This window comes from Bradyrhizobium sediminis (genome assembly GCF_018736105.1).
Lineage (GTDB): Bacteria > Pseudomonadota > Alphaproteobacteria > Rhizobiales > Xanthobacteraceae > Bradyrhizobium.
On record NZ_CP076135.1, the window covers coordinates 2764581 to 2777813 of the forward strand.

The window sequence follows — 13233 nt, forward strand, 5'->3', positions numbered from 1 at the left end:
AGATCAGGGGTGCCGGTTGCGCCAGCCGGGCTACTCGACGATCTCGATGGTCGTGTTCCTTGGCCCGTGGCTCTGCACCAGACCGAACAGCGACCGCGCATGGTCGGGGCTGAGCCGGACGCAACCGTGGGACACCGGGCGTCCGAGATTGCGGAGTTCAGTGGTGCCGTGGATGGCGTAGCCGCCGCGAAAAAAGATCGAATACGGCATCGGCGTGTAGTCGTAGAGCCTGGAGTAATGCATCCTCTGCAGCGAATAGGGCTGGTAGCTGCCGGGCGGCGTCCGATAGCCGCGTCTGGCCGTCGACACCGGCCAGGTGGCAAAGTCGGCGCCATCGACCGCCACGTTCATGGTCTGCTGCGAAAGCTGGATCCGGACCGCGACGCTGGCGCCGGCGCGATCGGCCGCCGAGCCGGCAAACAGCGTTGCGAGGAGGAGATGAAACGGGACACGAGCATTCATGACTGGGACGGGCATCCGGTCTCGGCGGTCTTGCGCTGGGTTCCTCGCGGGTTCGATCGCCAACGCCGGCTTGTATTGGTCGAGAACCTTGATAGAGCGGGCCTTGGCAGCGGCGCGTGAGATAGATCAAGGTCGGAAGAAATCGGGCGTTCTAATTTTTTAGATAAATTTCGCGCCGAGGACACCGGCCGATGCCCGTCCGCAGTCTGAGCCGCTACCGCCGCAAGCGCAATTTTACCAGCACGCCGGAGCCGAAGCCGGGGCGCGGAAAACGCCGCAGCAGTCTCGCCTTTGTGGTGCAGAAGCATCGGGCTTCGCACCTGCATTACGATTTCAGGCTGGAGTTGGACGGTGTGCTGAAGAGTTGGGCGGTCCCGAAGGGACCTTCGCTCGACCCCAGGCAGAAGCGACTGGCGATCCGTGTCGAGGACCATCCCTGGGACTACCGGAACTTCGAGGGGACGATCCCGGAGGGGAACTACGGTGCCGGCGATGTCATCGTCTGGGACAGGGGGACCTATCGGTGTGCCGAAGCGGACAGCGAAGCTGCAATGCGCCGCCAATTGCGCAAGGGTTCACTCAAGATTTTGCTGCGGGGCCACAAACTCAGGGGTGGATTTGCGCTGGTGCGGTTCGGTACGCCGCGGCGATGGCTCCTGATCAAGGCCAATGATCAATATGCGACGCTGCGGGATGTGACGCTGGACGATCGCTCGGTGAAGTCGCATCGCAGGTTGCCGGATGCGAAACCTGAGAAGGCAACCCGAAAGCGGCGAAGAACGTGACGGAACGCAGGCAGAAAACCGGGATCCCGAAGGCGGCACTCAAGCCGATGCTCGCGACCCTGATCGGCGCGCCGTTCGATGACCCGGATTGGGTATTCGAAACCAAGTGGGACGGCTACCGGGTCATTGCCAAGATCGACCGCGGGAAGGTCGTGCTGCTGTCTCGGCGGGGCACCGTGATTACCCCGGATTATCCGGGTATCGCCGCGGCCCTGGGAAAACTCAAGCGCGCGCATCAGGCCGTCATCGACGGCGAACTGGTCGCGCTCGATAGCCGCGGCCGTTCGCGGTTTCAATTGCTGCAGAATGCGCGCAACACCCGGGCGCGGCTCGTCTACTACGTCTTCGACCTGCTGTTCCTGAACGGCCGCAGTCTGCGCCGGTCGCCGCTGGTCGATCGCAAGCGGTTGTTGAAGGCGCTGCTGCCGCCGGGCCGGGCGATCCGCTTCAGTCGGCATGTCAAAGGTCATGGCAAGGCCGCGTTCCGCGCCGCGAGGCGCCACGGCTACGAAGGCGTCGTGGCGAAGCGGGCGCAAGGCCCTTACTTCCCCGGCAAGCGCACCCGCGAATGGCTGAAGATCAAGACCGTGCTGCGGCAGGAAGCCGTGATCGTCGGATATACCCGCCCGCAGCGGTCACGGCAGTATTTCGGTGCGCTGGTGCTCGCCGTACGCAAGGGCAGCAAATGGCAGTATGTCGGGCGGGCAGGAACCGGATTTGACCGCGACAGCCTCAAATTCATCCATGCGAAACTGACGCCGCTGCGGTCGGCGCGGAAGCCTATCGACGCTGAGGTTCCGGGCGAACGCACCACCACCTGGGTGCGCCCACGTCTGGTGTGTGAAGTGAAGTTCACCGAATGGACCAATGACGGGCAGATGCGGCACCCGGCCTTCCTGGGCTTGAGGACGGACAAGCCGGCGCGGAGTGTCGTGCGCGAGAGGAGGTCACTCGCATGACCAAGGTCGAGCTCACGCACCTCGACAAGATATTCTGGCCGAAGGAGGGTTACAGCAAGGGCGACGTCATCCAGTACTACGAGCGTATGGCCGGCGTCATCCTGCCCTATCTGAGAGACCGGCCGATGGTGCTGGTGCGCCATCCGAACGGCATCAAGGGAGGCAGTTTCTTCCAAAAGAATGTCGCCTCGATCCACCTGCCGCCATTCGTCCGAACCGTGAAAATTCGCGCCAAGAGCACCGGCAGGAACGTGCAGTACGTCGTCTGCAACAACAAGGCGACGCTGCTCTATCTCGCCAACCTCGGCTGCATCGAGATGCATTGCTGGGGATCGCGGGTCCGCAAGCTCGATTATCCCGACTATATGGTGATCGATCTCGATCCCGGCCGAAACACATTCGCCGAAATCGTGGCGGTGGCAAAGGAAACCCGCAAGGTCATCGCGGCCGCGGGCGGGACAAGCCTGGTCAAGACTTCCGGCAAGAGGGGCATCCACGTCTATGTTCCGCTACGTCCGATCTACGATTTCGATGAGGTGCGGGCGGTTGCGAGGCTGGTCGCCGAGATCGTCAACCGCCGGATGCCGAAGCTGACGACGGTTTCGCCGAGGCTCAGCGGACGGAAAAACCGGATATTTCTCGACTGCGCCCGTAACGGATTTGGCCAGACCACCGTCGCCCCGTATTCGCTGCGGGCATTCGCCAAGGCCACCGTTTCGGCGCCGCTCGACTGGCGGGAACTGACGGCGGGCTGCAGTCCGGCGCGCTATCATTTGAGATCGATGGTCAGAAGGGTCAGAATGAAAGGTGACCTCTGGGAATCCGCGATCGGCAAATCGAACAGCCTGCGAAAGCTTGAGAGCTCGCTCAAGGGCATGGCGTTGCCGGCAAAGCCTGCGAGGGGACGCGCTGTCAGAAAATAGAGGCTTCCTCCCCGGTAGCCTCACCCGAGCAATGAGATTGATCCAGCTCAAGACGGCGGGAGCAGATTTAGCGTCCGGATTTTGGAATGTACAGGCATCCTGGAGGGCAATTCCCTTACGCGGCGTTCTTCTGGCCGGCGCTTGCCGCCGCGTCAGCCAGTGAAACCGCATCGCTGATGGCAGCGCATTTTTTGGAGGTTTTGAGCAGTGCCGGTGCCGGCGCCCCACAACCGCCGGAAGGCGCGACGCCCAGCGAGATTGCGCTCGACCTGCACACGGTGCGGCTCCGTGATTTTGCCCTGGCCAGCAGCGGCGTTCCGACCCTGCTGTGCACACCGCTCGCGCTGCATGGCGCCGCCGTTGCCGACCTTGCCACCGGGCATAGTCTCGTTGCCGCCCTTCGTGGCGCCGGGCTTGAACGGCTGTTCATGGCCGACTGGCACACGGCCAGCGCCGACATGCGTTTTCGTGGAATTGACGACTATCTCGCCGATCTCAACGTCCTGGTCGATCATCTCGGCGGCCTGGTCGATCTCGTCGGGCTCTGTCAGGGCGGCTGGCTATCCCTGGTCTATGCCGCGCGGTTTCCGGCCAAGGTGCGCAAGCTCGTGATGGCGGGGGCGCCGGTTGATATCACCGCGCGCCAATCGGCACTGTCGGCGGTCGCCGAGGCGACGCCGCTCGCCATGTTCAGAAACCTGGTTTGTCTCGGCGAAGGTCGTGTGATCGGCCGTCATGTCGCGACATTCTGGGGAAACGACAGCGTCGCAGAAGACGATATTCGCGAAGCGCTACAGACGCTTGAGCCGACCGGTTCACCCGAATTCGCAAGGATCGAGACCATCTTCAAGAACTGGAATTCCTGGACCATCGATATTCCCGGCAGCTATTACCTCGAAATCATCGAGAAACTGTACAAGCGCAACGAGCTTGCCACGGGATGCTTCGTCGCCCTGGGACAACGGATCGACCTCTCGCGGTTGCGGATTCCGATGTATCTCCTTGCCGGAAGCGACGATGAGGTGGTCACTTCCGAACAACTATTTGCAGTGGCGCCGCTGGTCGGAACGCCGCCGGAGCAAATCGTCAAGGAGGTCGCGCGGTCCAATCATCTGGGTCTGTTCATGGGCAAGCGGACGCTGGAGGAATACTGGCCGCGCATTGTGCATTGGATGAAGAAACCTCCGCGCCTTCTTCCTTGACATGCATCAACGACCGCAGGTGCACGGAGGGCTCACAGTCCAAAAATATGATGGAGAAAACCATGCAAACCCCTGTCGAACTGGAAATTCAGGAGATCGCTGCCAATGCTGCGATCGAGCAGTTGATAGCGGATCAGGTGACTACGTTCGAGCAGCGCTATGGCCGGATCACGGCGTGCCGAATCGTCGTCAAAGGTCCCGGCAATCGGCATCAAACCGGCGGTCTGTATGATGTCAACATTCGCCTGGCGTTGCCGGATGGCCGCGAGGTCAATGTGGGTCGGACGCCGAAGTCCGACGAGCGACACTCAGATTTGCCGTTCGCGATCAATGACGCTTTCAAGCGGGCACGCCGGCAACTGCAGGACACTACTCAGCGCATGGAGGGAAGGGTCAAGACCCATAAGGCATAGAAGCGCCGCCGCTGGCAACGGGTTGCTGGCGGCGACTGTAGTTCAGGCCCGTAATTCAGGCCCACGTGCCGCCGGAGTACGTCACCAGATTGTCATTCACGGCCCGGACGCCGGCAGCGGCTTCCGCCGCGACCTTGATGGCCTTGCGCTCGGCCTTCGATTCCGCAACACCCCAGAGATCGACGACGCCATCGGATACGGTGACGTTCAGCAGTCCCGTGTGAGCCCAGGGTTCCTTCCTCAGACTGGAGAGGATACGCTCGCGAATGGCCTGGTCGGACGGCGTCACGTCGATCAGCTTGCGCCCGGTGGCCACCGCCTGAAGCAGGTTGGATCGGCTGACGATACCGACAAGCCGACCATTCTCCACCACTGGCAGCCGCTTGATCGCGTTCTTCTCCATGGAGGTGGCAACTTCGTGAAGCGGCGTTTCGGGAGCGGTAGCGATGACGTTGCGGGTCATGACATCCGAGACCTTGCGGCCGTGAGCCTTGACATATTCGGTGGCGAGCGTGTCGTTCTGGATAAAGGCCTGAAGCCACCAGGAGCGTTGTCGCTCCGTGCCGGCCTCCACGCGATGCAGGAGGTCTGCTTCGCTGACGATGCCGACTATCTTGCCGGTGTCGTCCAATACCGGCGCCGCGCTGATCTTCTTATCCAGAAACAGTCTTGCGACCTCCTCCACGGTCGTGGAGGGCTTGACGGTGATGACCGGCGAAATCATGACGTCGCGCACTAGCATGGCAAATCTCCATCAATGACAATACCAGTTAAGGGCGAGCTCCGCTGCTGTCGTTGATTCAGGTCAAGCTGCGGTAGCCGTCGCGGCCTTGGTCTCCAGCGCCGCGGCGATGGCGTCGTCGACCCGCTCGAGCCAGATAAACTCCAGCTTTTCGCGGGCGGTCAGCGGAATATCATCGAAGTCACGCCGGTTTCGAGCTGGCAGCATGACGCGGGTCAACCCCGCGGCGGCGGCCGCGACTACCTTTTCCTTGATGCCGCCGACCGGAAGCACGAGGCCCCGCAGCGAAATCTCGCCGGTCATGGCGGTGTCGCTCCTGACCGTGCGATCCGTGAGCAGGGAGGTCAGGGCGGTAAACATGGCGACGCCCGCGCTCGGTCCGTCCTTTGGCGTAGCGCCGGCAGGGACATGGACGTGGATGTCGCTCTTTTCGAACAGTGTGGGGTCGATCCCGAGCTGGGCGGCGCGGCTCTTCACCAGGGTCAAGGCCGCCTGCACGCTTTCACGCATGACTTCGCCAAGCTGGCCGGTCAGGATCAGCGCGCCCTTGCCCGATGTGCGGGTGGCTTCGATGAAGAGGATGTCGCCGCCGACCGGGGTCCAGGCGAGCCCGGTGGCGACGCCGGGCACGCTGGTGCGCATGGCGATCTCGTTTTCGAACCGGGGCTGGCCCAGGACCGTGGCGATTTCCTTGGCCGAGAGAACCACCCGGCTGGCGCTGCCTTCTGCGACCTGGACCGCGACGTTGCGGAAGGCCTTGCCGATTTCGCGCTCCAGGCTGCGGACGCCGGCTTCGCGGGTATATCCCCTGATGATGAGCCTCAGCGCATCCCCGTCGATCTCGACCTGTTCCGCCTTCAGTCCGTTGGCCTCGAGCTGGCGGCGGACCAGATAGCGCTGCGCGATCTCCAGCTTCTCGTCTTCGGTGTAGCCGGCGAGACTAATGATCTCCATGCGGTCGAGCAGAGGCCCCGGGATGCTGTCGAGCATATTGGCGGTGGCCACGAACACCACCCGTGACAGATCGAACGGCACCCCGAGATAGTTGTCGCGGAACGTGCCGTTCTGCTCGGGGTCGAGCACCTCCAGCATGGCGGCCGAAGGATCGCCCTGAATGCCGCGCCCCATCTTGTCGATCTCGTCGAGCATCATGACGCAGTTGCGCGCGCCCGCCTTCTTGATCGCCTGGATGATGTTGCCGGGCAATGCGCCGATATAGGTGCGTCGATGACCGCGGATTTCCGCCTCGTCATGGACGCCGCCGAGGCTGACACGCACGAATGGCCGCTGCATCGCGCGGGCGATGGATTGCCCCAGCGATGTCTTGCCGACGCCGGGCGGACCGACGAAACAGAGAATGGGCGCCTTGCCCTGCGGCGCCAGCTTGCGGACCGCGAGATATTCGACGATCCGGCTCTTGATTTTCTCGAGACCATAGTGATCCTCATCGAGAATGCGCCGCGCCCCGGCGATATCGATCGGCTTTTCCTCCGGCAGGCTCCAGGGCAATTCGATCAGCCAGTCGAGATAGCTGCGGACCATGCCGGCTTCGCCGGCTGCCTCCGGCATCCGCTCGTAACGGCGGACTTCCTTGCGCGCCTGGCTTTCCGCCTCCGGCGGCATCTTGGCCCTGGTGATGGCTTCGTTCAGCTCCGCGACCTCCTGCGCCTTGCCGTCGCCTTCGCCGAGCTGGCGCTGGATGGTGGCCATCTGCTCGCGCAGGATCGCCTCGCGCTGGCGCTCGTCGAACGTCGCCTTGGTTTGCTTGCCGATCTCGGCGCTGAGCCGCAGTACTTCGATGCGCTCGGCCAGGTGCCGCGAAACCTTGTCCATGCGGAGTGCAAGGTCGACGGTCTCGAGGATCTCCTGCTTCTCCTGCGGCTTGATATCCATGTAGGAAGTCGCAAGGTCGGCCAGTGTCGAGGGCGAAGTGGTTCCCTGCAGCACGGCAATCAAATCCTGCGGCGCTTGCGGCAACAGCTCGGCGGCTTCGATGGCCTGCCGCTGCAGATTCAGGAAGCGGGCTTCGATTTCCGGCGAACTCGTCGTGGGCTCCGGGACGTGCAGGACACGGGCTGCGAGGAACGGCGCGCCCGGCAGGAAATCGAGCACCCGGATGCGCTGGACGCCCTGGCAGATGATATGATGCGTTTCATCGGGGCCGGTGATGTAACGCACGATATTGGCGAGCGTGCCGACACGATAGAGATCGTCGGGGCCGGGCTCGTTCACCTCGGGATCGCGCTGCAGCAGCAGGCCGATCTGCCGCTGTTCGCGCACGGCCTGTTGGGCGGCCGCAACCGATTGCGGCCGGCCGATCGTGATCGGGAACACCACCCCCGGAAACAGCACGGTGTTGCGCACCGGCACGATGATGAGAGCATCCGAAGGTATCGAAACCGGTTGCTCGGAGGCCGGGCCGGGGGCGGGTGCATTGCTATCATTGACCGACATGGGCATTCCTCAGGATTTGGCGAGGCGCAGGCCGACGCAGCCGTTGGCGGCGAAGCGGGTGATGGTGTAGCGGCCGAGCGGCAATTTGATGCGCCGTTCGAAACGCCCTTGCGGCAGTTCGAGACGGAGGATCCGCGCGTTACGCAATTCCGGTGGCAGCACCCGGTGTCCGCTGACGACAAGAACTCCCTTTTCGATCACGGCTTCCACTTCATTGGGATCGACGCCGGGCAGGGCGATAAAGATCAGCACCTCGCGGTCGGTCTCCAGCACGTCGATCGGTGGCTCCCAGCTCGGCTCGCGCGAGCCGGCCAGGGGCTGCAGATTCAAGAACTGCTGGTGCAGACGCTCGGCGCGGGCAAGCGTCTCGATCGCGTCGGACAGCATCCAGTTGATGGGGTCCTTTGGGGGCATTCATGTCTCCCGTCCACATTCAATGGCTAGATAGGATGCGTTTGGCTTTTGCCAAATGTCGGCCGCAGGTCGAATGGATTGGTTGCAGCAGATCGGCACATCGCCGGGATGTTATTGACCCAAATCAAGCGCCGGTTCGATCCAATGCCTATCAAAGATGACAATCCAGAGCCGGATTTTCGCTGGGATCGGGCCGAGCCTTGGTGCCGGCCCTTCACTCTCGTTTGAAGATTGGGGCGGCGCGTGATGGAAAATAAGATCTGGTCGCCCGCCGCCGCCGGGCCGGTTGCAAGTCACCGTCTGCTTCGGCTGTTCGCCTTGAACGGAACCGACGAACTCGGCCGCGAGATCGGCAATATCCTCGGCCATTCCCTCAGTGCGCATGAGGAGCGGGGGTTCGAGGACGGCGAGCACAAGGCAAGGCCGCTCGACCCCGTCGGCGGCGCCGACGTTTACGTGATCCACAGCCTTCACGGCGGGCCGGAGCAAAGCGCCAACGACAAGCTCTGCCGGCTGCTGTTCTTCATCGGGGCGCTGAAGGACGCAGGCGCCCGGCGGGTTACCGCGGTTGCGCCCTATCTCTGCTATTCGCGAAAGGACCGCCGTACCAAGGTGAATGATCCGGTGACGACACGTTACGTCGCTGCGCTGTTCGAGGCGATCGGCTGCGATGCCGTGGTCACGCTCGAAGTGCACAACGAGACGGCGTTCGAGAATGCGTTTCGTTGCCGCGCCGTGGCGCTCACTGCCGCGCCGTTGATGATCGACCGAATCAAGGCCACCGTCGGCAGCGAGCCGCTTTGCGTGATCTCGCCGGATCTGGGAGGCGGAAAGCGGGCGGACCTGCTGCGGGAAGCGCTGGAAGCCGTGCTGGGCCGCCCGATCGGCAAGGCGTTTGCCGAAAAACGCCGCAGCGGCGGGGTGGTTTCCGGCGACCTGTTCGTCGGCGACGTCGACGGCGCCACCTGCATCATCGTCGACGACCTCATCAGTACCGGCGGTACGCTGGCGCGGGCGGCGCGGGCCGCGCGTGCTCGTGGGGCGCGTGGGGTCGTGGCCTGCGTTGCCCATGGCCTGTTCATGCCGGGGGCCGAAACGGCACTCGCCGATCCGGCGATCGATCGCATCATTGCCACCGACGTGGTGCCGCCGTTCCGGCTGCCCGCCGGCCCGGTGCGCGACAAGCTCGATATCGTGCCGGCCGCGCCGCTGTTGGCGGAGGCGATCCGCCGGCTCCATGAAGACAAGGCGCTCGGCGATCTCCTGGTATTTTGAAGGCGGTCTCAGCGGCTTGACCGAACCCTGCGGCGGTCGCCGAGAAGACGTTCGAGGCGCGCGGCGTCGGCGGCCGCAAGCTCGAGATAGATGCGGGCCTGGCGAGGCCATTTCTCGGGAGTGCGAGGATTGGCGTCGAACAGATGGGCGATCGACAGGCGCGCGCGCAGCATCGCCCGATGACTGCGATAAAACAGGAAAAGCCCGCTGCAGTCATCGTCATCGAGGGCACGCGCCAGATGCAGCCTGATCCGCTCGGCAGCCCACAGGCCGCCGAGGCGCTCACATTCCAGATGCAGGAAGGCGACCTCATCGAGGGGGTCGAGCGCCCGCAAATTGCGATCGAATTCCAGGCAGTCGATGATGGTTACGCCGTCGCGGAGCCAGATATGTTCGGGGCGAAGGTCGCCATGAGCATCGACGTATCGCCGCGCGCGAATTCTTGCGAGCAGCAGCGCGGCGCGTTTCGCGGAAAAGCGGCGCTGGACCTGCGCGATCCGCTCCACGCGCCCTTGGGGAAGGCCGAGGCGGGCGTCGAACAGCACACGGCAGTTGTCCCGGAGCGCCTTCTGCCATCCGGCAAGATACTGCTCGGGGTCGAGCTGGACCCGCGGCGCATGCGCGTAGAACGCGCCGAGCCGAGCCGCGACCCGGTCGACCTGCTGGGGCTTGAGCCAGCCCCCACGCAAGGCCTCCTCCAGCGTCGCATTCTCCTCGAGCCGGCGCATCACCACCAGCCAATCGACCACGGGTCCGTCGCCGGAGATGGCGAGACCGGACGGCGAGATGGTCAGGGGGACGACGTCCAGATAAACGTCATGGGCGAGCCGCCGGTTCAGCAGGAATTCCGCGCGACAAGCGGCCGCACGCCGTTCCAGGGTTGAAAAATCGAGATAGGCGAAGCGAACGGGCTTCTTGAGCTTGTAAACGCGATTCCCCGCCATGAAGACCCAGGACATGTGGGTCTCGCGGGCGACAACTGGCGCTGGCGCGCCGGAATACGCTTCTGGCCGGCTGAGAAACCGCACCTTGTCGCCGAGCGTAGGTGCGGCCCGATCGCAAGGAGATCTGCCGGCCTGCGGTAGCGTTTGCAAAGGCTCCATTGTTCCAAGCCTATTTCGATCTATTCCGCCCGGTTTGATGCTGATCAAGATCGCTCCCGGGCCGGGAGATAGCATTTGTTGTCAAACGGAGTGAACCGGTCATGCGTCGAGCCCCGGCATTCAGCCGCGATGATGGGAACAAGGGTCCATCGACCGCTTTCGCCCGGGATGTGCAGATTCCGCCCCTTGGCATGGCCGGCGCCCTGAGGTATCCGGCGCAAGCCAGTGCCCTGATTATCTTCGCGCATGGCAGCGGCTCCAGTCGTCTCAGCCCGCGCAATATCCAGGTTGCGGAAGCGCTCAATCGCCGGGGGATGGCGACCTTGTTGTTCGACCTGCTGCTGCCCGAAGAAGAGGGCGAGCGCCGCAATGTGTTCGACATCAAGCTGTTGGCGCAGCGGCTGACGCAGGCGGTGCGCTGGGCCGGCGACGAACCGGATGTGAGCGCTCTGCCGATCGGATTGTTCGGAGCCAGCACCGGTGCGGCGGCGGCGCTGGTCGCGGCCGGCGTGCTCGGCGACCGCATCGGCGCCGTGGTTTCGCGGGGCGGACGTCCCGATCTCGCAGGCGACATCCTGGCCGATGTGAAGGCGCCGACGCTTCTGATCGTCGGAGGTGAGGATTTCGGCGTGATCGAACTCAACCAATGGGCGCTGCAGCGTCTCGAATCCGAAAAGGCGATCGAGATCGTGCCGGGCGCAACGCATCTCTTTCCGGAAGCCGGTGCGCTGGATGCCGTTATCGAACTCGCCGCGAACTGGTTCGAGCGTCATCTCGGCGTCAAGAATCGCAAATCGGATGCACATCGATGATGACATTCAGGGACAGATCGGATGCCGGCCGCCGATTGGCCAATGCGCTTTCGGCCTACAAGGGCCGCAATGCCGTCGTTCTCGCCTTGCCGCGCGGTGGCGTTCCCGTCGCAGCAGAGGTTGCCGAGGCGCTGGATGCTCCCCTCGACTTGATCCTTGTTCGCAAGATCGGCGTGCCGTCCCAACCGGAGTTGGCGATGGGGGCCGTGGTGGACGGCCCGGCGCCGATCGTGGTTCGCAATCAGGAGGTGATTGAGCTTTCGGGCACCACAGCGGAGGAGTTCGACGCGGTGTGCGCGGAGGAACTGGCGGAGATCGAACGCCGGCGCAAGCTCTATTTGGGAGAACGCACCCGGGCTCCGGTTGCGGGGCAGGTTGTCATCATCGTCGATGACGGCATCGCAACCGGCGCGACGACGCGGGCGGCGCTGCAGGCGATCCGCAACCGCAAACCGAAAGAGCTGGTGCTTGCCGTTCCCGTGGCTCCCCCCGACACGATCGAGCGATTGCGCGGGGAAGTCGATGCCCTGATTTGCCTGGAGATGCCGGAATTGTTTGGCGCGATCGGCTATTTCTATCGGGACTTCCGGCAGGTCGGGGATGAGGAGGTCGTGGAAACGCTGAAGCGCTTTCCGGTCAAGGGAAAGACTTCGATCGCCTGAGAGTGCAGGCCGGCGTTAGTCCGCGATTCCCACTTCCTTGTCGGGCCGCTCTGCTTCCGTTTCTGCCTCCGCGCTGGAGACCGCGCCGCTGGGTCCTCGGACCGGGGCAGGCTCCTGCTGGCTCGCGCGCGCGAGCTGCTGGCTGGCGATCACCTTCTGCCACAGCCGCAGGATATTTTGCTGGGTTTCTGCCGCGATGAAGCAATGGCCTTCGCGGTCGAAGCCGCAGAATTTCGCACTCGCATCGCCGCAGGCGCGGCCGAACGCCTGGTTGATGAGGTCAAGGCAGGCCACGACCTGAGCCACATCAGGGAGACGGACATGGTGGGCGATGTCGATCAGCCGGAACGCCTCGATGTTGGGCTGGCCGAAGACCGCACCCTGGCGGCCGAATTCGAAGAACACGTTCACGGCAGGCAGCACGCCCTGAATCTGGGACAGGATGGCGGCAGCATGTTCCTCGCTGCAGATCGCCAGATGCTCGGCATGGGTCTTGCCGCCCTCTGCCGGCGGGGCTTGCAATCCGAGGGACGTCATCACCTCGCGCTCGATCCAGCGCCGGACTTCCGGGGGAGCGGTGCGAATCTGTTCCGAACTCAAAGTGATGCCAATCATGATCTCGCCTCCTTGGGTGGCGCTTCAGTGGCATCGTTCGGCGATGGCGATGTTGATCGGGATCAATCGGGATGCGTGGCGAGCCGCCGGCCGTCAGTCGGACTCGCGCAAAATCCAGCGGTCGCCGGATTTTTCATATTTGAGCTTGACCGCCGCCCAGGCGACGCGGTTGCGCGGTACTCTCGCGTTGTTCGGGGCCGCGATCCGCATATTGCGTCCAGGCGCTGTTGGAGGCGCCGAGATAGATTTCCTGCGCATGCAGCGGCAAATGGGCCTGAATTGGTTGGGGGAGATCTTCGACTGTCAGGTAGGGCAAGCCAACCCTCCGCGTTCGATGCGACGCCGGGCGGTATCAAGACGCCTCAAAATCTACATAAACGCCACGTGATTGCGCCAATTGATCCAGAGCAAG

The 13233-nt window shown here is 63.6% G+C and carries 15 protein-coding genes; 8 read left to right on the top strand and 7 right to left on the bottom strand.

Going from position 1 to position 13233, the window contains the following annotated elements:
• Nucleotides 1–30: 30 nt before the first annotated feature.
• Complete coding sequence (locus KMZ68_RS13175) at nucleotides 31–462, bottom strand: L,D-transpeptidase (RefSeq protein WP_215611751.1); 432 nt, start codon at nucleotides 460–462, stop codon at nucleotides 31–33.
• A gap of 191 nt (nucleotides 463–653) precedes the next feature.
• Between KMZ68_RS13175 and KMZ68_RS13180 the strand changes: the two genes are divergently transcribed.
• The 5 genes from KMZ68_RS13180 to KMZ68_RS13200 all read left to right on the top strand — a co-directional run bounded on the left by KMZ68_RS13180 (nucleotide 654) and on the right by KMZ68_RS13200 (nucleotide 4744).
• Nucleotides 654–1247 (top strand): DNA polymerase ligase N-terminal domain-containing protein, encoded by a 594-nt coding sequence (locus tag KMZ68_RS13180; RefSeq protein ID WP_215611752.1) that lies wholly within the window; start codon nucleotides 654–656, stop codon nucleotides 1245–1247.
• A gap of 47 nt (nucleotides 1248–1294) precedes the next feature.
• Nucleotides 1295–2206 (top strand): non-homologous end-joining DNA ligase, encoded by a 912-nt coding sequence (gene ligD, locus KMZ68_RS13185; RefSeq protein WP_215611753.1) that lies wholly within the window; start codon nucleotides 1295–1297, stop codon nucleotides 2204–2206.
• Nucleotides 2203–3129, top strand: coding sequence for a non-homologous end-joining DNA ligase (ligD, locus tag KMZ68_RS13190; protein WP_215611754.1), 927 nt, complete (start codon nucleotides 2203–2205; stop codon nucleotides 3127–3129). Before ligD (KMZ68_RS13185) ends, ligD (KMZ68_RS13190) begins: the two co-directional genes overlap by 4 nt.
• 86 nt (nucleotides 3130–3215) lie before the next feature.
• A complete protein-coding gene (locus KMZ68_RS13195) occupies nucleotides 3216–4331 on the top strand; it encodes an alpha/beta fold hydrolase (RefSeq protein ID WP_215611755.1) in 1116 nt (371 codons plus the stop codon).
• Nucleotides 4332–4393: 62 nt separating this feature from the next.
• The gene (locus KMZ68_RS13200; RefSeq protein WP_215611756.1) at nucleotides 4394–4744 is read left to right on the top strand and encodes an HPF/RaiA family ribosome-associated protein; all 351 of its coding nucleotides are present in this window, start codon (nucleotides 4394–4396) and stop codon (nucleotides 4742–4744) included.
• 55 nt (nucleotides 4745–4799) lie between these two features.
• Here KMZ68_RS13200 and KMZ68_RS13205 read toward each other — a convergent pair whose 3' ends face one another.
• The 3 genes from KMZ68_RS13205 to KMZ68_RS13215 all read right to left on the bottom strand — a co-directional run bounded on the left by KMZ68_RS13205 (nucleotide 4800) and on the right by KMZ68_RS13215 (nucleotide 8354).
• Complete coding sequence (locus KMZ68_RS13205; RefSeq protein WP_215611757.1) at nucleotides 4800–5486, bottom strand: CBS domain-containing protein; 687 nt, start codon at nucleotides 5484–5486, stop codon at nucleotides 4800–4802.
• A 63-nt stretch (nucleotides 5487–5549) separates the two neighbouring features.
• Nucleotides 5550–7940 (bottom strand): endopeptidase La, encoded by a 2391-nt coding sequence (gene lon / locus KMZ68_RS13210; protein WP_215611758.1) that lies wholly within the window; start codon nucleotides 7938–7940, stop codon nucleotides 5550–5552.
• Between the two features lie 9 nt (nucleotides 7941–7949).
• Nucleotides 7950–8354 carry an Hsp20/alpha crystallin family protein gene (locus KMZ68_RS13215; protein ID WP_215611759.1) on the bottom strand — a complete coding sequence of 135 codons (405 nt, stop codon included), beginning with the start codon at nucleotides 8352–8354 and terminating at the stop codon, nucleotides 7950–7952.
• 246 nt (nucleotides 8355–8600) lie between these two features.
• On the opposite strand from KMZ68_RS13215, the gene KMZ68_RS13220 reads away from it, so the two are divergent.
• The gene (locus KMZ68_RS13220; protein WP_215611760.1) at nucleotides 8601–9629 is read left to right on the top strand and encodes a ribose-phosphate diphosphokinase; all 1029 of its coding nucleotides are present in this window, start codon (nucleotides 8601–8603) and stop codon (nucleotides 9627–9629) included.
• 8 nt (nucleotides 9630–9637) lie between these two features.
• Here the strand turns inward: KMZ68_RS13220 and KMZ68_RS13225 are convergent, their stop codons facing one another.
• Complete coding sequence (locus KMZ68_RS13225; protein WP_249779351.1) at nucleotides 9638–10588, bottom strand: hypothetical protein; 951 nt, start codon at nucleotides 10586–10588, stop codon at nucleotides 9638–9640.
• 335 nt (nucleotides 10589–10923) lie between these two features.
• Between KMZ68_RS13225 and KMZ68_RS13230 the strand changes: the two genes are divergently transcribed.
• Nucleotides 10924–11544, top strand: coding sequence for a dienelactone hydrolase family protein (locus tag KMZ68_RS13230; RefSeq protein WP_249779352.1), 621 nt, complete (start codon nucleotides 10924–10926; stop codon nucleotides 11542–11544).
• On the top strand, nucleotides 11544–12206 hold the full coding sequence (locus KMZ68_RS13235) for a phosphoribosyltransferase (protein WP_215616320.1): 663 nt from the start codon (nucleotides 11544–11546) through the stop codon (nucleotides 12204–12206). Before KMZ68_RS13230 ends, KMZ68_RS13235 begins: the two co-directional genes overlap by 1 nt.
• 15 nt (nucleotides 12207–12221) lie before the next feature.
• Here KMZ68_RS13235 and KMZ68_RS13240 read toward each other — a convergent pair whose 3' ends face one another.
• Together KMZ68_RS13240 and KMZ68_RS13245 are read right to left on the bottom strand one after the other, a co-directional pair.
• Nucleotides 12222–12821 carry a hypothetical protein gene (locus tag KMZ68_RS13240; protein WP_249779353.1) on the bottom strand — a complete coding sequence of 200 codons (600 nt, stop codon included), beginning with the start codon at nucleotides 12819–12821 and terminating at the stop codon, nucleotides 12222–12224.
• Nucleotides 12822–12954: 133 nt separating this feature from the next.
• The gene (locus KMZ68_RS13245; RefSeq protein ID WP_371741326.1) at nucleotides 12955–13137 is read right to left on the bottom strand and encodes a ChaB family protein; all 183 of its coding nucleotides are present in this window, start codon (nucleotides 13135–13137) and stop codon (nucleotides 12955–12957) included.
• Nucleotides 13138–13233: the final 96 nt, after the last annotated feature.

Bases quoted from the DNA above. Each gene is read 5' to 3' on its own strand.
- KMZ68_RS13175 (WP_215611751.1), bottom strand. From the start codon at position 462: ATGAATGCTCGTGTCCCGTTTCATCTCCTCCTCGCAACGCTGTTTGCC.
- KMZ68_RS13180 (WP_215611752.1), top strand. From the start codon at position 654: ATGCCCGTCCGCAGTCTGAGCCGCTACCGCCGCAAGCGCAATTTTACC.
- KMZ68_RS13230 (WP_249779352.1), top strand. From the start codon at position 10,924: ATGGCCGGCGCCCTGAGGTATCCGGCGCAAGCCAGTGCCCTGATTATC.
- KMZ68_RS13240 (WP_249779353.1), bottom strand. From the start codon at position 12,821: ATGATTGGCATCACTTTGAGTTCGGAACAGATTCGCACCGCTCCCCCG.
- ligD (WP_215611753.1), top strand. From the start codon at position 1,295: ATGCTCGCGACCCTGATCGGCGCGCCGTTCGATGACCCGGATTGGGTA.
- KMZ68_RS13200 (WP_215611756.1), top strand. From the start codon at position 4,394: ATGCAAACCCCTGTCGAACTGGAAATTCAGGAGATCGCTGCCAATGCT.
- ligD (WP_215611754.1), top strand. From the start codon at position 2,203: ATGACCAAGGTCGAGCTCACGCACCTCGACAAGATATTCTGGCCGAAG.
- lon (WP_215611758.1), bottom strand. From the start codon at position 7,940: ATGTCGGTCAATGATAGCAATGCACCCGCCCCCGGCCCGGCCTCCGAG.
- KMZ68_RS13225 (WP_249779351.1), bottom strand. From the start codon at position 10,588: ATGTCCTGGGTCTTCATGGCGGGGAATCGCGTTTACAAGCTCAAGAAG.
- KMZ68_RS13205 (WP_215611757.1), bottom strand. From the start codon at position 5,486: ATGCTAGTGCGCGACGTCATGATTTCGCCGGTCATCACCGTCAAGCCC.
- KMZ68_RS13215 (WP_215611759.1), bottom strand. From the start codon at position 8,354: ATGCCCCCAAAGGACCCCATCAACTGGATGCTGTCCGACGCGATCGAG.
- KMZ68_RS13195 (WP_215611755.1), top strand. From the start codon at position 3,216: ATGTACAGGCATCCTGGAGGGCAATTCCCTTACGCGGCGTTCTTCTGG.
- KMZ68_RS13220 (WP_215611760.1), top strand. From the start codon at position 8,601: ATGGAAAATAAGATCTGGTCGCCCGCCGCCGCCGGGCCGGTTGCAAGT.
- KMZ68_RS13235 (WP_215616320.1), top strand. From the start codon at position 11,544: ATGACATTCAGGGACAGATCGGATGCCGGCCGCCGATTGGCCAATGCG.